Consider the following 16,210-nt stretch of genomic DNA (forward strand, 5'->3'; position numbering starts at 1 on the left):
CTGTCCAGCCCTCCTGTCCCTCACTCTTCCCTTGCCGAGACCTCCCATGCGTCCCGCCCGCGCCGTCATCGACCTCGCCGCCCTGCGCCAGAACTATCGCCTGGCCCGTGAACTCTCCGACGCCCGCGCCCTGGCGGTGATCAAGGCCGATGCCTATGGCCATGGCGCGGTAACCGTGGCCAGTGCCCTGGCGGGCGAGGCCGACGGTTTCGCCGTGGCCTGCATCGAGGAGGCCCTGGAACTGCGTGCCGCCGGGATCCGCGCGCCCATCCTCTTGCTGGAAGGCTTCTTCGGCATCGACGAGCTGCCGCTGATCGCCGAGCACGATCTCTGGACGGTGATCCACGCCGACTGGCAACTGGAGGCCCTGGAGCGGACCGCCCTGGCGCGGCCGCTGCAGGTCTGGCTGAAGCTGGATTCGGGCATGCACCGGGTCGGCTTCTTTCCCCAGGACTACGCCGCCGCCTACCGGCGACTGCTGGCCAGCGGCAAGGTCAGCGGCATCGTCAAGCTGACCCACTTCGCCCGCGCCGACGAACCGGACAGCCCGGCCACCGCGGCGCAGATCGCCACCTTCCGCGCGGCCACCGAGGGCCTGCCCGGTCCCACCAGCCTGCGCAATTCACCGGCGACCCTGGGCTGGCCCCAGGCGGCCGGCGACTGGGTGCGCCCCGGGCTGATGCTCTATGGCGTCTCGCCCTTCGCCACGCCCCAGGCCGCCGCCGAACGCCTGCAACCGGTGATGACCCTGACCTCGCGGGTGATCGCCGTGCGCGAACTGCCGGCCGGCGAGCCGGTGGGCTATGGCGCCCGCTTCGTCACCGCCGGGCCGACCCGGGTCGGGGTGGTCGCCCTGGGCTATGCCGACGGCTATCCGCGCCATGCGCCCAACGGCACCCCGGTGGCCATCGACGGGCGTCCCGGCCAGCTGATCGGTCGCGTGTCCATGGACATGCTCACCGTCGACCTCACCGATCACCCCCAGGCCGGGGTGGGCAGCGAGGTGGAATTCTGGGGCCGCCAGGTGTCGGTGGCGGACCTGGCCGAGCGCTGCGACACCATCCCCTACCAGTTGCTGTGCAACCTCAAGCGGGTGGCGCGCAGCTATCGCGACTAGGCCCTGGACGGGGCTTTTGCCCGCTGCCACCGCCAGGCGAGCGCCACCCGGGGGCCGCACGTCCGCCGTAGTGTTGTAAATCTCGAACAGCGTTGCCATGATGCTGAACACCGTGCCACGGCACGCCCTCAGCGCGTGGCCTGGCCACGTCTCACCCGCCTGCTCGAGGAGTCTTTTCCACCTTGGACGTCGGTGCCCGCCTGCAAACCATCCGTACCCTCAAGGGCCTGTCCCAGCGCGAACTCGCCAAGCGTGCCGGGGTGACCAACAGCACCATCTCGATGATCGAGAAGAACAGCGTCAGTCCCTCCATCAGCTCGCTGAAAAAGGTGCTGGCCGGCATTCCCATGTCGCTGGTGGAATTCTTTTCCCTGGACCTGGAGCAGGACACGCCGACCCAGGTGGTCTATCGCGCCAACGAGCTCATCGATATCTCTAGCGGCGCCCACACCGTGCGCATGCGCCTGGTCGGTCGCGCCCACCCCAGTCGCGCCCTGGCCTTTCTCGACGAGACCTATCCGCCCGGCGCCGACACCGGCGAAGAGATGTACGCCCATGAAGGCGAGGAGGCCGGTCTGGTGGTGGAAGGCCGCCTGGAGCTGACCGTGGGCGGCGAGGTGCATATCCTCGAACCCGGCGATAGCTACTACTTCGAAAGCAGCCGGCCGCACCGCTTCCGCAATCCCTTCGAAGCCCCCGCCCGGCTGATCAGCGCGACCACCCCGGCGAATTTCTGAGCACTCGCGTTATAGCGATCATAGGGTGGAAAACGGCGCAGCCTTTTCCACCTGGAGGCCGGTGCCGGCGCGACCCTCTCCTGGAAGGAGAGAGGGCTGTTCGAATGGGCGCTCGAGTCCGTAGGTTGGGCTGAGACAGTTTCATCGTCGAAGCCCAACATTGCCGCCCCGCCGAGGCAAGGCCTGTTGGGCTTCGCTGCGCTCAACCCAACCTACAAGGCAGTCCCCCACAGCTCCTCTTCATCGATCCCCAACGCCGCCAGCTCCGCCCGGCGTAGCGGTTCGTCCTGGGCGAGAAAGAATTCGTCCAGTTGCGGCGGCGCTACGCCGCTGGCCAGAAGCAGGGCGTGGGCCTGGCCGCGGTGGTGCAGCTGGTGCACGAAGAGGTGCTGCAGGGTGCGCAGTCGCCCTTCCCGTACCGGGCCGCTGGCGCGGGGCAGGGTGATGAGCTGGGTCAGTTGCGGCGGAGCGAGGCGGCGACACAGGGCGATCAGGCGCTGGTCGCTGGCGATCTGGGCCGCATGCAGCGTCGCCAGGTCGGGCCATTCCGTGTCCTGGTAGGGCCGGGGCTGGTCGTGCAGGGCATCGAGATAGAAGCGATCCACGTCGAGCAGATGGCCGAGCAGGGCCCAGAGCGAGCCGAAGAAGGCGGCGGGTTGGGGCGCCTGCAGGGCTTCCGATGATAAACCGGCGCAGGCTGCCAGCAGGCGCTGGTTCGACCAGCGATTGTTGCAGGCCTGGGCCAGCAGCAGGGAAGCGGTCATGGGCAGTTCCTCGACAGGGCGCGCGGACACCTACTGTAACGCGCCTGGTTGTGCGGGGGGTCGCAGCCTGGAGGAGTGCATGATTGAGGGGCTGCCGGCGCTTTGCCATGCTCCGCCGCTCTGCTCTTTACCTGCAAGGATGCGCCTGATGCCTCGAATGTCGCCCTGGTTCGGCCTGGTCGCCGCCCTGTGTCTGGGTGGTCCAGTCTGCGCTGCCGAATCCGTCGCCCTGCCCGACCTGCCCTATATCCCCCTGGGCGTGGTAGGCCATGACAACAACGCCGCCTATCCCGATGCGCAGATGGAAAAGCGCCTGCAACTACTCGACCGCTACAACCTGCGCAGTTATCGCTCCGGGGAATTCCTGCTGCTGGATCTGCCGCGCCTGGATCGCCTCGTGGCCCTGGCCCGTCAGTACAACATCACCCTGCGACCGGTGATCACCCAGCAGCTGACCCAGGCCCAGGCCTATGCCCTGGCCAAGCGCTATGCCAAGGACATCAAGATCTGGGAAATCGGCAACGAGCAGGATCATTCGCGGGTCGGCGCGGGTATCCGCATCAGTCGCCTGGTGGATATCTATCGTGGCATCCGCCGCGCCTCCGACGAGCTGAACGCCGACCTCAAGACCACCATCAACGTGATGTCCTGCAATTCCTACGACACCGGGCCCAAGGCGCGCTGCCCGGGCGATCGCCTGGGCTCCATGTGGTTTCTCGATCAGGCCAAGGCGGCCGGCTTCGATTTCGACTACATCAGCTTCCACTACTACCCGCATTACCATGACCGCGGTCACTGGATGGATCTCTACCTGGGGCAGATGCGCGCCATGGCGACCAAGTACCGCACGCAGATCTTTTACAACGAGGTCAATTGCGCGGAGATCTACAAGGGCACCACCGACGGTGGCCGACCGGGGGATCGCGGCTGTTATGACAGCCTCGAATACATCCTTTCCGAGCTCAATGGGCGTTATCGCGACATCGTCCGCGAGATCAACGTCTATGAACTGCTCGACGAGCCAACCCATCCGGTTGCCCATGAGCGTCACTTCGGGCTGATGTACGACCTGGACCGGCCCAAACCGGTCATGGAACTGGTCCGCCGCTATGCCGGAGCGCCCTGATACGCCAGAAAGCGGACAAGTCTGACTTTCACTTGGAGGCAGGCCCGTTGCGTGACCAGGCGGTCACCGACGAGCGGTAGCGAAAGTGCCATCATCGGCGCCGTACATCTGGCAAAACACCGCGTTCACCCCCGCTTCGTGATGGCACGGGTTCTTATTGGTCTAGCGCTTGCACTAGGCTTTGCAGGTGCTGGGGAAACGATCTTCCCCGGCAGTTTTCCTGCTGTACCGAGGTGGGATGCACGGATCGAATCGCGCACCTCGGCCTATCTGGTTCCTTCTTGATGACAATCCTTAGCTCCATCTCCCGCCGCCTGCCGCGTCAGGCGCTGCTCTTGCCTGCGCTGTTCGCCACCGCTTCGCTTGCCACCTCCGCCCAGGCCGTTGACCTGGTCGGTCTCAACTTCTCCGGCGCCACCTTCGCCGCCCAGGTACTGCCCGGTGTCAACGACCGCAACTTCATCTTCCCGGCCGAGAGCCATTTCCAGCAGTGGAGCGCCAAGGGCGTGAAGCTGGTGCGCTTCCCCATTCTCTGGGAGCGCCTGCAACCGTCCATGGGGGTCAATCTCGATCCCACCTACGCCGGCCTGATCGATCGCACCCTGGGCTACGCCCAGAAGTACGGCGTCAAGGTCATCCTCGATCTGCACAACTACGCCCGCTACCAGGGCAAGGTCATCGGCGCGGGCGAAGTCCCCTACGAGGCCTTCCAGAATCTCATGACCCGCGTCGCTCAGCGCTGGGGCACCCATGCGGCGCTCTATGGCTACGACATCATGAACGAGCCCCACGACGCCGTGAGCAACTGGCCGACCGCTGCCCAGTACGGCATCGACGGTGTGCGCGTGGCCGATTCGACCCACCCGATCTTTATCGAAGGTAACGGCTGGGCCGACACCACCCGCTGGCCGCAGTGGAACGATGCGCTGCTCAAGCTCAAGGATCCGGCCAATAACCTGATCTTCATGGCCCAGGCCTTTTTCGACACCAGCCTGAACGTGGCGACCCTTTCGCCCAGCTATGGCGTCGAGCGCCTCAAGCCCTTCGTCACCTGGCTCAAGGCCAACAACAAGCGCGGCTTCATCGGCGGCTTCGGCGTACCTGACACGGATGAGCGCTGGTTGCCCATTCTTGACGGCATGCTGGCCTACCTGAAGCAGAACTGCATTCCGGCCACCTACTGGGCCGCTGGTCCGGGCTGGGGCACCTACAACCAGGCGGTCGAGCCGATCAATGGCAAGGAGCGTCCGCAGTGGGCGGTGCTGGCCAAGTACCTGGACAAGGACAGCTGCGCCGGCATCGGCCCGCAGGTGACCCCAACCGCGGCCACGCCAGCCAAGACCGAGACCGCCACGGGCGGCGCGACCGCGGGCACCACCGGCGGGACCGGCGCCACTGGCACGACCGGAGCGACCACCGGCACGGCCACCGGCGCTGCTCCCGCTACGGGCAGCGGCACCACCGGGACCACCACGGGCGGTACGACCACGACGGGCGCTACCACCGGCGCGGCCACCGGCACCACTGCCAACGCCGCGACCTCGTCCAAACTGACCACCGTCGAGCAGCTCTACCTGGCCTACTACGGCCGGGCCGCCGATGCCGGCGGCCTCAACTACTGGGCTTCGCGCCTGGCCAGCGACATGAGCGTCGAGCAGTTGGCAGCCACCTTCGCCGCGAATGGCGAGTCGACCGCCCTCTATGGCTCGCTGAGCGGTGCCGCCCTGGTCAACAAGGTCTACCAGACCCTCTATGGCCGCAGCGCCGACAGCAGCGGCAGTGCCTACTGGAGCAGTCGCCTCACCAATGGCGTCAGCTCGCGTGCCACCCTGCCGCTGGACGTCATGCGTGCCGCGGCGGGTGACGACAAGACCGCTTTCGACAAGAAGGTGAGCGCGGCGCTGGCCCAGGGCACTGCCACCACGACCACGCCGACCCCCGCAGCCAGCGTGCAACCGGTGCAGAACGTGGTCCAGCCGGTTACCGGTGGCACCGTCGCCTCGGCGCCGCTGACCGGCTACAAGAACATCCCCCTGGGGGTGGTCGGCCACGACAACAGCGCCGCCTATCCGCCGGCCGAGATGGAAGCCCGCTTGCAGGTCCTGGCCGCGCGCAACCTGCGCACCTATCGCTCCGGCGAGTACCTGGTGATGAACCTGCCCGAGCTGGATCGCCTGGTGGCCCTGGCCCGCAAGTACAACATCACCCTGCGACCGGTCATCACCCACAAGCTGACCCAGGCGCAGGCCTATGCCCTGGCCAAGCGCTACGCCAACGACATCAAGATCTGGGAAGTCGGCAACGAGCAGGACTATTCCAAGGCGGGGGCGCAGGATCGCATCAATACCCTGGTCGGCATCTACCGCGGGATCAAGCAGGCCTCGGACGAGCTGGGCGCCAACCTCAAGACCACCATCAACGTGATGGCGTGCAACTCGGATGACCGCACCGCCACCGCCCGTTGCCCGGGTGATCGCAACGGTGCCATGTGGTTCCTCGACCAGGCGAAGGCGTCGGGCTTCAACTTCGACTACATCAGCTTCCACTACTACCCGTACTTCGATGACAAGGGCTACTGGATGGACATGTACCTGGGGCAGATGCGCGCCATGGCCACCAAGTACAAGACCAAGGTGTTCTTCAACGAGATGAACTGCGGCAACGTCTACCAGGGCAACACCGACGGCGGCCGTGACGGCGACCGGGCCTGCTACGACAGCGTCAAGCAGATGCTCACGGTGCTCAACACCAGCTACAAGGACGTGGTCGCCGAGATCAACGTCTACGAACTGCTCGACGAGCCGAGCCTTTCGGTGATCCACGAGCGCCACTTCGGGATGATGTATGACCTCAAGCGTCCCAAGCCGATCTTCGACATGGTGACCAACTTCGCCAAGTAAGGCCTGAGTGTCGCCCAGCACCGCCCCCGCTACCTGACCGGTAGCGGGGGCGGTGTCGTTTTTGGGGGTTAGAAATGGGGGGTTGTCAGTCCGGCATGGGGCGGGCCCTCACCCTAACCCTCTCCCAAGGGGAGAGGGGATTGCTCGGTGTGGGGCGAGTCACCGGAGTAACTTCGGACGCCCCCTCTCCCTCCGGGAGAGGGCTGGGGTGAGGGAGGCCGCCACGGGAAACCTTCCCTCTCAACCCCGCTTGAGCATCGCCCGCATCGCCGCCAGGGCGTCGTTGCCGCGGGCGGCCTTCTGTTCCTGGGGCGCCTCTTCCAGGCCTTCCCACAGCAGGTCCTCGGGTGGCAGTTCGTCGAGGAAGCGACTGGGGGTGCAGTCGATCAGCTCGCCGTACTGCTTGCGCCGGGTGGCGTAGGTGAAGGCCAGGGTCTGGCGCGCGCGGGTGATGCCCACGTAGGCCAGGCGGCGCTCCTCCTCGATGGTGTCGGCCTCGATGCTGGAGCGGTGCGGCAGGATTTCCTCCTCCATGCCCATGATGAACACATAGGGGAATTCCAGGCCCTTGGAGGCGTGCAGGGTCATCATCTGCACCCCGTCGGCGCCTTCCTCTTCCTCCTGCTGGCGTTCGAGCATGTCGCGCAGGACCAGCTTGGCGATGGCGTCCTCGATGGTCATCTGGCCGTCTTCATCCTTTTCCAGGATGTTCTTCAAGGCATCCAGGAGAAACCAGACGTTGCCCATGCGGAAGTCGGCGACCTTGTCGGAGCTGGCGTTCTGGCGGATCCAGTTCTCGTAGTCGATGTCCATCACCATGCTGCGCAGGGCGCCGATCGGGTCCTCGCCCGCGCAATTCTGGCGTACCCCGTCCATCCAGCGCTTGAAGCGCCCGAGGCGCTCGGTGAAGCGGGCGTCCAGGTGTTCGCCCAGGCCGATCTCGTCGGCGGCGGCGTACATCGAGCGATCCCGGCTGCCGGCATAGTTGCCGAGCTTTTCCAGGGTGGTGGAGCCGATCTCCCGGCGCGGCACGTTGATGACCCTGAGGAAGGCGTTGTCGTCGTCCGGATTCACCAGCAGGCGCAGATAGGACATCACGTCCTTGACCTCCTGGCGGGCAAAGAAGCTGGTGCCGCCGGAGAGCCGGTAGGGGATCTGGTGGTGCTGGAGCTTGAGCTCCATCAGCTTGGCCTGGTGGTTGCCGCGATAGAGGATGGCGAAGTCCGCGTAGGGCCGCTGGGTCTTGAGGTGCAGGGTAAGGATTTCCAGGGCGATGCGCTCGGCCTCGCCGTCCTCGTTCTTGCAGCGTAGCACCCGGATCGGATCGCCGTGGCCCATCTCGCTCCACAGCTGCTTCTCGAACACATGGGGGTTGTTGGCGATGAGTACGTTGGCGCACTTGAGGATGCGACTGGTGGAGCGGTAGTTCTGCTCCAGCATCACCACCTTGAGCGAGGGAAAGTCGTCCTTGAGCTGCATCAGATTTTCCGGTCGCGCGCCGCGCCAGGCGTAGATCGACTGGTCGTCGTCGCCCACCACGGTGAACTGGGCGCGCTCCTGCACCAGCATCTTCACCAGCAGGTACTGGCTGGTGTTGGTGTCCTGGTATTCGTCCACCAGCATGTAGCGGATGCGATTGCGCCAGCGCTCCAGCACCTCGGGGTGTTCCTGGAACAGCTTCACCGGCATCAGGATGAGGTCGTCGAAGTCGACCGCGTTGTAGGCCTTGAGGGTGCGCTGGTAGTGCAGGTAGACCACCGCGGCGGTCTGCTCCTTGGGCGTGCGCGCCTTTTCCAGGGCCTCGTCCGGCAGGATGAGGTCGTTCTTCCAGTTGCCGATGTAGTTCTTGATCTCGTCCAGGCCGTCGTCGCCCTGGTATTCCTTCTGCATGATGTCGGTGAGCAGCGCCTTGATGTCGCCCTCGTCGAAGATCGAGAAGCCCGGCTTGTAGCCCAGGTGCGCGTACTCGCGGCGGATGATGTTCAGCCCGAGGTTGTGGAAGGTGGACACGGTCAGGCCGCGGCCTTCGCCGGCCTTGAGCAGGCTGGCCACCCGCGCCTTCATCTCGCGCGCCGCCTTGTTGGTGAAGGTCACGGCGCAGATGTACTGGGCGCGGATGCCGCACTGCTGCACCAGGTAGGCGATCTTGCGGGTGATGACGCTGGTCTTGCCGGAGCCGGCGCCGGCCAGCACCAGCAGGGGACCGCTGATGTAGGCCACGGCTTCGGCTTGGCGGGGGTTGAGCTTGGACATGGCGGACCGGGGTGACGACGCTGGGCGGGGGATTTTACCAGCGCCGGCTCCTGCGGTCTCAGGGCTTGGGTGGTGGCGCGACGAAGGTCAGCTGGCGCGGATAACCGTACTTCTCGCCGGGCAGCACGGGGCTATCGAGAAACACGCCCATGCTGCGACCGAATTCGCTGACATGGGTGACGGCATAGTCCTGACCGTCGGCCAGGCGGACGATGGCGCCCGGCTTGAATTCCTCGCGATTGCGCTCGGTGACCGGGATGGAGATGCCCGCGGCCTTGCGATAGACGCCCTTGAGCCAGTCCTGGTTGGTGAAGTCGTTGATCGGGGTATTGAAGCGACCCGGCAGGCGCTGCAGATGGCGTCCGGTGCCGGGGGCGTCGTCCACCGCCAGGCGTCTGGGATAGCCCACGGTCTCGGCGTCCAGCGGCTTGCCCTCGACGAACACCGCCAGGTTGTCGCCGACCCGCTGGACCTCGGTGATGGCGCGCCATTCGCCGTCGCCCAGCTGGACCTGACGGCCGCTGATGAAGCCCTCGACGTTGGCCGGGGTGGCTGGAATGGTCAGGCCGGCCACACGGCGCAGGACGCCACGATCCCAGTCTTCGTTGCTGAAGTCGTTGATGGAACTGGACAGCAGCGGCTGGGTGAGCGGGGCGTTGTGTGGTGGTTTGACGTCCTGGGCATGGGCCAGCGGCAGACCCAGGCAGCAGGCGCAGAGCAGCAGGAGGGAGCGAACCAGGTGGGTGGGCATAGCGGTCATCCTTAACGCAGGTTTCTTGTCGGTCCCGTACCGGGAGTGGGCGATAGACCCCTGATGTCTCCCGACGTTTGGCACGCGGCGATTTTTTATCCGCGCGGCGCCGAACGGTGGGCGCTGCGCTACCCTGGCACTTTTCCCACTGGAGTCCTTCCATGAATTCGTCCCTTGCCGCCGTCCCTCTGGCCAAGGCCTACCGCCTGCTCAACCACGGTCCCACGGTGCTGGTCAGCGCGGCTCACGCCGGCCGGCGCAACGTCATGGCCGCGGCCTGGGCGATGGCGGTGGATTTCGAGCCGGGCAAGGTGGCGGTGGTGCTGGACAAGCAGACCTGGACCCGCGAACTGCTGGAGGCCGAGGGCAGCTTCGTGCTCAGCGTGCCCTGCGCCGCCCAGGTGGATCTGGTGCAGACGGTGGGCAACACCAGCGGCCGTGAACTGGACAAGTTCGCCGCCTACGACATCGAGACCCTGGCCGGTGAAGAGGTCAGCGCGCCGCTGATCGCCGGCTGCGTGGCCTGGTTGGAGTGCCGGTTGCTGCCCGAGGCGCACAACCAGCAGGACTACGACCTGTTTCTCGGTGAGGTGGTCGCCGCCCGGGCCGATACCCGGGTATTTCGCGAGGGGCGCTGGGATTTTCGCGGCCAGGACGGTCTGCGTACCCTGCACCACGTTGCCGGTGGCCATTTCCTGGTGATCGGCGACGGCATCCAGGGCCAGCTGTTGACGCCGAAGGACTGAGCCCGACGACGCCAGCGCCTGGCGTCGTCGCGAGCGGGGTCAGACGCGGAAGCGCGCCACCATCTGCTGCAGATCGCCGCCCAGGCGGGCCAGCTCGTTGACCGAGGCGGCGGCATGGGCGTTGGCAGTGGCCGATTCCTCGGCCAGGCCGCTGACCTTGACCACGTTGCCGTTGATCTCCTCGGCCACCAGACTCTGCTCTTCCACCGCGGTGGCGATCTGCTGATTGAGACTCTGAATCTCCGCCACCGCCTGGTAGATGGCCTCCAGGGCACGCTCGGCGTCCTGGGCCAGGGTCACGGTGCCCAGAGTACGGTCGCGACTGGCCTGCATCCGCGCGCTGGCTTCGGTGGTGCCCTGCTGCAGGGTGGCGATGAGTTCGCCGATTTCCTGAGTGGATTCCTGGGTCCGCTGGGCTAGGGAGCGGACCTCGTCGGCCACCACGGCGAAGCCGCGACCCTGTTCGCCGGCGCGGGCGGCCTCGATGGCGGCGTTGAGCGCCAGCAGGTTGGTCTGCTCGGCGATCGCCTTGATCACGTCGATGACGCTGCCGATGCGACCGCTGGCACTGTCCAGGCGCTCCATGGCATCGCCCAGGCCCTGCACCTCTTCGGCGGCCAGGGTGATTTCCTGGGCTGCACGTTTGACCGTGCGGCTGCCTTCGCGGGCCATGCTGTCGGCGTTCTGCGCGGCGCTGGAGGCGTTGGCGGTGTTTTGCGCCACGTTGTGCACCGTGGCCGCCATCTCGTTCATGGCGGTGGCCACCTGCTGCATCTCGTCGCGCTGCTGGGTGACGCCGCGGCTGGTCTGGACGCCAAAGGCCGAGAGTTCGTCGGCCGCGCTGCTGAGCTGCCCGACGCCGCTGGCGATGCCACCCACCAGTTGGCGCAGGTCAGCGGCCATGGCCTGGGTGGTACGCTGCAATTCACCCAGCTCGTCACGACGGGTCACCTTATCGCTCAGGGTCAGATCGCCGGCGGCGACGCGCTTGAGCATGACCATGGCGGTCGCCAGCGGCTGAGTGATTTGGCGGGTGATCAGCCAGGCGGCAGCGATGCCGATCAGCAGGGCGATCAGGCTGCTCAGCAGCAGCTTGAGCAGGGCGGCCTGGCGCTCGGCGGCGGCGGACTTGAGCTGACCCTCGCCCAGCTGATCCAGCAACTGCACCAGCTTGTTGCCCTGCTCCTGCAGGCTGGCGACCGCGGCCCGGGCCTGGCGATTCTGGGCGACGATGGATTCGAAGAAGGCGCGATAGCGGATCACGTCCTGGGTGGCGCTGTAGAGGCGGGCGGCGGTGTCGCCGTCGATCTGCTTCTGGGCAGTCGCCAGGGTCTTGAGCAGCTCGTCGATGACCTTGAGGGTCGCCTGGGACTTGCTGTCATCGGGGGTACCGAGGAAGCGACGAATGGCCAGGCGCACACCGACCATCTGCGCCTTCATCTCGGCCAAGGCCTTGAGGTCGGCGGTGCTGTAGCTGCCACCCGGGGCAAAGACCAGCTCGAACAGCTGATCGAGGGTCTCGGTCACGTTATCGGAGACCTTGGTCAGCTCCTTTTGCGCCTCGGCGCTGGTCTGGTTGGCCTGTTGCAGGGCGGTGAAACGCTCCTGGTAGGTTTTCATCTCCTGCTGGATGCTGTGCAGGATGGCGACGTTGGCCGGGTTGCTCAGCAGATTCAGACCTTTGGCGACGTCTTCCGCGATCACCGTCAGGTCGGCTTGCTGTTGGGCGATGCTGGCGGCACTGGGATCGAGCAGATAGTTCTTCTCGTCGATCCTGACGTTGAGGATATGGGCCTTGAGCTCGCCGCTGTAGCGCGTCTTGTTGATGCGCTCGAGCAGGGTATTGGCGGTGAAATAGCCGAACAGGGCCACCACCGTCACCATGACCAGCAGGGCGCCGAAGCCCAGGGCCAGCTTCTTGGAAATGCCGAGATTGCTCAGCCAGGAGGCTTTGGATACAGACATGGGAATTCCGGAAGAGAGTGCGAAGACCCCCTTCATCGGCTGTCCCGATCGATACTTGAAAGCCGCACGTCAGAGCCGCCTGGTGGGCGGCCCTGCTGCCGACGGTCGGTTCCCTGCGGGACCCGGACCTGCCGGACTCAGGCGGTTTCGCGCGCATGCACCGGCACGGGCAACTCCAGCTCCAGTACCGAAATCAGCGCGTTCTGCTGGCGCTCGTTGAGTTGACGAAAGCGCTGCAGCAGCAATTGCTCGCTGGCATTGAGCAACTCGTCGTCCGCGTCGACCTGCTGCTACAGCACCCCGTCCTGCACCAGGCTGCGCTCCAGCCAGGCGACGATCTCGGTGTTCATGCTGTGGCGATGGGAGCGAGCCACGGCGGCGATGCGTTCACGCATTCCATCGGGCAGGCGGACGACGAACTTTTCCGTGGGAATACCAGCGGGAGCGCGGTGGACGTAGGGCATGGAGGACCTCCAATACGAGTGGACTGACGTCAAAGCGCCGACAACAGCAGTCGACCGGCGAAGAAAACCAGCACCAGGCCCATGGTTCGTTCGAACCAGTGGCCCAGGCGCAGGAAGGTCTGGCGAACGCGCGGACTGGAAAACAGCAGGCTGACCAGGGCGAACCAGCCGGCGTTGACCGCGCACATCCACAGGCCATAGAGGCCCTGGACGGTCAGCGGCGTACTGCCGCTGACCACCGTGGTGAAGATGGCCAGGAAGAACAGGGTGGCCTTGGGGTTGGTGGCATTGGTCAGGAAGCCGGTGAGGAAGGCCTTGCCGGGCGACTGCCGCTGCAGATCCGCCTGCTGCCACTGGCTGTCGTCCAGCGGCGCGGCGGTGGGCTTGCTGCGGATCAGGTTGAAGCCCAGCCAGAGGATGTAGGCGCCGCCAACCACCTTGGCGACGCCCAGCAGCCAGGGCGTGGCGTGCATCAGGGCGCCGATGCCGAGCAGGGTGTAGAGCACGTGCACCGAGATGCCGGCGCCGATGCCCAGGGCGGTACAGAGGCCGATCAGCCGGCCGAATCTCACGCTCTGGCGCACGGTCACGGCGAAATCCGGACCGGGCGCCAGCACGGCGAGGAAGTGGATGGTCGCCAGGGCGAGGAATTCGCTCAGGTAGGGGGACATGTCAGCTCCAGTACGTGAGGGGTTCGGCCGCCCCGCGATAGCCGACGAAGCACGACAGCGACAGGCGCGGCTGGTCGTTGCCGGGGGTCACGGCGTGCATGCGGCGGGAATTGAAGAGGATCAGATCGCCCGGTTCGGGGCGGATGGTGAGGCAGGGCGGGCCGAGGCGGTCGGGTTCGATGCCGTAGCTGTCGCCGCGCATGGCGTCGAAGGCCTCCGGCGACAGCTCGCGCGACCAGAGCTGCAGTTCGCCGCCGACGCTGGGCATGGTCAGGTAGACGTTGCAGGCCAGCTGGGCGACCAGGCTTTCGGCTTCCTCGCTGCCCGGCGCGTCCTTGGCGAAGATGTCGTGATGGGCGAGAAAGCGCACCCCCGGCTTCACCACCCGCGACAGGCCGACGTACATCTTGCGGCCCCAGAGGGTCTGCAGGCGGGCCCCGGCGGGCCAGACCTCGTCGAGGGTGCAGCGCACCAGGTCGATGGGATTGAGGTAGGGACGGCAGCGCCGGCGCAATTCTTCCAGGTTGCTGGTGACGCTGGCGAAATAGTCGTCCATCTGCGCGCGCTGGTGCTCCGCCTCATAGAAGGCCATGCCGATGCGGCCGATGCTGGGGGCGTTGGTGTAGGTGGCGAAGCCGTTGCCGAGGATCTGCTGGCCGAGGTCGTCGGCCAGCGGACGCGGCACGAAGTGGCGCACCCGCACGGCCAGCAGGCGTTCATCGGTGAGACGGAGCAGACTCTCGGTGTCGAGAGCGTCGAGTTCGAGCAGCATGGCGCTTCCTTTCTGCGGGTGAGGTGAGCGGTTGATCAGGCGCCAGCCATGTCGTAGCTCACCAGCAGGCGTCCCTTCTTTTCCTTGACGCCCAGGGCGCTCAGGGCGCCGACCGCGCGCAGGGAGCGCACGTGGGTCCCGCCGCAGGCATAGCGCGCCACGTCCTCGCCAAAGCGCACCTGGCGCTGGCCATCGGCCTGCACCTCGATCTGCAGCGGCAGGTCTTCTTCCACCAGGGCGTCGAAGTGCGCCTGCAGGGCTTCGACGTCCAGGGCGCAGGTATCCTCGCCCGGAATGAATTCGATGCGGCCTTCGCCCGGCCAGTGATGGGCCTTGACTGGTACCCAGCCATGGGTCTCGCCGATGTGACCGAGCAGATGCCCGGCCGAATGCAGCCGCGAATGCAGCTGGCGCCGGCTTTCGTCGACCCGGGCCAGCACGCGGCCGGGCGGCAGGGGGCGGGTGGTGTGGTGCAGGATACGGTCGCCGTCCTGGACCACCCGGGTCACCTCGGCGGTGCCGATCCAGCCGGTGTCGCTGGGCTGGCCGCCGCCCTGGGGATGGAAGGGCGTGGCCAGCAATTCGACGACATAACCGTCCTCGGCGGCGCTACAGGCGTGGACCTCGACCTCGGCGATCAGGCTGTCGCTCAGGAAATACAGGCGCTCGGTCATACGTCTACTACCTAGAAAACGAGAAACATCCTCATTCTAAAGAGCGCACGCAAGGGTGATAATCCACCCTCTCTCCAAAGGAATTTTGCGCTGTGAGCATAAATCTTCCCCTACCGCTGCTCAGCGAGATGGCCATCTTCGTGCGGGTGGTGGAGAGCGGCAGCTTCTCTGCGGCGGCCCGTCAGCTGGGTCTGACCCCATCCTCCACCAGTCGCAGCGTGGCGCGCCTGGAGAAGGCCCTGGGCACCCGCTTGCTCAATCGCAGCACCCGCAAGCTGCGGCTGTCGGAGGCGGGGGAGGAGGTCTATCGGCGCTGCAGTGACATGGTCGGCGCCGCGCGGGCGGTGCTGGAGGTCAGTGGTCAGTTCAACCAGGCGCCGGCCGGCATCGTCCGGCTGTCGGTGCCCAAGGCGGTGGGCAGCACGGTGATCCATCCGCACATGGCCGACTTCCTGCGCCGCTATCCGGCGGTGGACGTGCAATTGCTGCTGGAAGACCGCTATGTCGATCTGATCGACGAGAACGTCGACCTGGCCATCCGCATCACCGACCGGCCGCCGCCCGGGCTGGTGGGTCGTCAGCTGCTGACCATCGAGCACCTGCTCTGCGCCACGCCGCAGTACCTGGCCGAGCACGGCCAGCCCGTCCATCCCCGCGACCTGGCCGGGCACAGCTGCATCTACCTGGCGGAAGAGCCGGCTGATTCGCGCTGGAAGTTTCGCCAGGGCGCCAAGGTGGTCCACGTCAATGTGCGCGGTCGCTATGCCGCCAACCACACCGGGGTGCGCCTGGACGCGGTGCTCAACCACATCGGCATCGGCAGCCTACCGCTATTTACTGCTCAGGCGGCCCTGGCCCGTGGCGAGATCATCCAGGTGCTGCCGGAGTGGTCCTTTCTGCCGCACTACCACGGCGGCGCCTGGCTGCTCTATCCGGCGACGCGCCACCTGCCGCCCAAGCTCAAGGTGTTTATCGACTTCCTGGTCGAGCGCCTGGGCGATCAGGCCCTGCGCCCGGGGCAGGGTGCAGCGGCACTGCCCGAGCAGCGCTTCCAGGAACTGACCATCGGCAGCTAGGCGCTGCCGGTCGCCAAGCGTGATGCTTTTCACAAGTCCTGTTACAACTGGCATCATTAGGTGAAACGATTCACCTAACGTTTCTCTGCCTGCCGCATCGCGCTTTTCCCTGGGCCATGCTCCCCCACGGCCCGCCCGCGCGGGTGGATCAGGTCGCCGCCGCGATCCTTGCCCTGGCAAAACAAGAAAGGATT

Annotated in this window: 13 protein-coding genes and 2 pseudogenes; 6 read left to right on the top strand and 9 right to left on the bottom strand. The window is 66.1% G+C overall.

Annotation, left to right across the window (positions count from 1 at the left end; all coding sequences use genetic code 11):
- The first annotated feature begins 46 nt into the window (after window positions 1–46).
- Both alr and CFE50_RS07730 read left to right on the top strand, forming a co-directional pair.
- On the top strand, window positions 47–1,117 hold the full coding sequence (alr, locus tag CFE50_RS07725; protein ID WP_286732381.1) for an alanine racemase: 1,071 nt from the start codon (window positions 47–49) through the stop codon (window positions 1,115–1,117).
- A gap of 182 nt (window positions 1,118–1,299) precedes the next feature.
- Entirely contained in the window at window positions 1,300–1,854 is a 555-nt protein-coding gene (locus CFE50_RS07730; RefSeq protein WP_007159860.1) for a cupin domain-containing protein, read from the top strand.
- Window positions 1,855–2,066: 212 nt separating this feature from the next.
- Here CFE50_RS07730 and CFE50_RS07735 read toward each other — a convergent pair whose 3' ends face one another.
- Window positions 2,067–2,618, bottom strand: a complete 552-nt coding sequence (locus CFE50_RS07735; RefSeq protein WP_286732382.1) for a DinB family protein — start codon at window positions 2,616–2,618, stop codon at window positions 2,067–2,069.
- Between the two features lie 148 nt (window positions 2,619–2,766).
- Here CFE50_RS07735 and CFE50_RS07740 point away from each other — a divergent pair, with 148 nt between their 5' ends.
- Window positions 2,767–3,744 carry a glycosyl hydrolase 53 family protein gene (locus CFE50_RS07740; protein WP_286732383.1) on the top strand — a complete coding sequence of 326 codons (978 nt, stop codon included), beginning with the start codon at window positions 2,767–2,769 and terminating at the stop codon, window positions 3,742–3,744.
- A gap of 284 nt (window positions 3,745–4,028) precedes the next feature.
- Entirely contained in the window at window positions 4,029–6,644 is a 2,616-nt protein-coding gene (locus CFE50_RS07745) for a cellulase family glycosylhydrolase (RefSeq protein WP_286732384.1), read from the top strand.
- Between the two features lie 240 nt (window positions 6,645–6,884).
- On the opposite strand, the gene rep is transcribed toward CFE50_RS07745, so the two are convergent.
- Window positions 6,885–8,897: a DNA helicase Rep gene (rep, locus tag CFE50_RS07750; protein ID WP_241809384.1), complete on the bottom strand. Its 2,013-nt coding sequence runs from the start codon at window positions 8,895–8,897 to the stop codon at window positions 6,885–6,887.
- Between the two features lie 58 nt (window positions 8,898–8,955).
- Window positions 8,956–9,648, bottom strand: a complete 693-nt coding sequence (locus CFE50_RS07755) for a hypothetical protein (protein ID WP_286732386.1) — start codon at window positions 9,646–9,648, stop codon at window positions 8,956–8,958.
- A 161-nt stretch (window positions 9,649–9,809) separates the two neighbouring features.
- Here CFE50_RS07755 and CFE50_RS07760 point away from each other — a divergent pair, with 161 nt between their 5' ends.
- Window positions 9,810–10,394: a flavin reductase family protein gene (locus tag CFE50_RS07760; protein ID WP_286732387.1), complete on the top strand. Its 585-nt coding sequence runs from the start codon at window positions 9,810–9,812 to the stop codon at window positions 10,392–10,394.
- A gap of 39 nt (window positions 10,395–10,433) precedes the next feature.
- On the opposite strand, the gene CFE50_RS22775 is transcribed toward CFE50_RS07760, so the two are convergent.
- From CFE50_RS22775 to CFE50_RS07785, 6 genes and pseudogenes are all read right to left on the bottom strand, one after another.
- Complete coding sequence (locus CFE50_RS22775; protein ID WP_502694689.1) at window positions 10,434–11,147, bottom strand: methyl-accepting chemotaxis protein; 714 nt, start codon at window positions 11,145–11,147, stop codon at window positions 10,434–10,436.
- Window positions 11,133–12,395, bottom strand: a pseudogene (locus CFE50_RS22780) (HAMP domain-containing methyl-accepting chemotaxis protein); the annotation flags it as partial. The gene CFE50_RS22775 and the pseudogene CFE50_RS22780, both read right to left, overlap by 15 nt.
- Window positions 12,396–12,496: 101 nt before the next feature.
- Window positions 12,497–12,823, bottom strand: a pseudogene (locus CFE50_RS07770) (Arc family DNA-binding protein).
- Between the two features lie 29 nt (window positions 12,824–12,852).
- Window positions 12,853–13,494: a LysE family translocator gene (locus CFE50_RS07775; RefSeq protein ID WP_027597438.1), complete on the bottom strand. Its 642-nt coding sequence runs from the start codon at window positions 13,492–13,494 to the stop codon at window positions 12,853–12,855.
- 1 nt (window position 13,495) lies between these two features.
- Complete coding sequence (locus CFE50_RS07780; RefSeq protein WP_007159850.1) at window positions 13,496–14,266, bottom strand: 2OG-Fe(II) oxygenase; 771 nt, start codon at window positions 14,264–14,266, stop codon at window positions 13,496–13,498.
- 35 nt (window positions 14,267–14,301) lie between these two features.
- Window positions 14,302–14,940 carry an alanyl-tRNA editing protein gene (locus CFE50_RS07785; protein WP_286732397.1) on the bottom strand — a complete coding sequence of 213 codons (639 nt, stop codon included), beginning with the start codon at window positions 14,938–14,940 and terminating at the stop codon, window positions 14,302–14,304.
- 92 nt (window positions 14,941–15,032) lie between these two features.
- Here CFE50_RS07785 and CFE50_RS07790 point away from each other — a divergent pair, with 92 nt between their 5' ends.
- Window positions 15,033–16,016: a LysR family transcriptional regulator gene (locus CFE50_RS07790; RefSeq protein ID WP_286732399.1), complete on the top strand. Its 984-nt coding sequence runs from the start codon at window positions 15,033–15,035 to the stop codon at window positions 16,014–16,016.
- The last annotated feature ends 194 nt before the right edge of the window (window positions 16,017–16,210 follow it).

The organism is Pseudomonas sp. PGPPP4 (genome assembly GCF_002256045.1).
Lineage (GTDB): Bacteria > Pseudomonadota > Gammaproteobacteria > Pseudomonadales > Pseudomonadaceae > Chryseomonas > Chryseomonas oryzihabitans.

What these genes read in the sequence shown, in the direction of transcription:
- CFE50_RS07740 (WP_286732383.1), top strand. Translation starts at nt 2,767, where the DNA reads ATGCCTCGAATGTCGCCCTGGTTCGGCCTGGTCGCCGCCCTGTGTCTG.
- rep (WP_241809384.1), bottom strand. Translation starts at nt 8,897, where the DNA reads ATGTCCAAGCTCAACCCCCGCCAAGCCGAAGCCGTGGCCTACATCAGC.
- CFE50_RS07785 (WP_286732397.1), bottom strand. Translation starts at nt 14,940, where the DNA reads ATGACCGAGCGCCTGTATTTCCTGAGCGACAGCCTGATCGCCGAGGTC.
- CFE50_RS07780 (WP_007159850.1), bottom strand. Translation starts at nt 14,266, where the DNA reads ATGCTGCTCGAACTCGACGCTCTCGACACCGAGAGTCTGCTCCGTCTC.
- CFE50_RS07755 (WP_286732386.1), bottom strand. Translation starts at nt 9,648, where the DNA reads ATGCCCACCCACCTGGTTCGCTCCCTCCTGCTGCTCTGCGCCTGCTGC.
- alr (WP_286732381.1), top strand. Translation starts at nt 47, where the DNA reads ATGCGTCCCGCCCGCGCCGTCATCGACCTCGCCGCCCTGCGCCAGAAC.
- CFE50_RS07760 (WP_286732387.1), top strand. Translation starts at nt 9,810, where the DNA reads ATGAATTCGTCCCTTGCCGCCGTCCCTCTGGCCAAGGCCTACCGCCTG.
- CFE50_RS07735 (WP_286732382.1), bottom strand. Translation starts at nt 2,618, where the DNA reads ATGACCGCTTCCCTGCTGCTGGCCCAGGCCTGCAACAATCGCTGGTCG.
- CFE50_RS22775 (WP_502694689.1), bottom strand. Translation starts at nt 11,147, where the DNA reads ATGAACGAGATGGCGGCCACGGTGCACAACGTGGCGCAAAACACCGCC.
- CFE50_RS07775 (WP_027597438.1), bottom strand. Translation starts at nt 13,494, where the DNA reads ATGTCCCCCTACCTGAGCGAATTCCTCGCCCTGGCGACCATCCACTTC.
- CFE50_RS07745 (WP_286732384.1), top strand. Translation starts at nt 4,029, where the DNA reads ATGACAATCCTTAGCTCCATCTCCCGCCGCCTGCCGCGTCAGGCGCTG.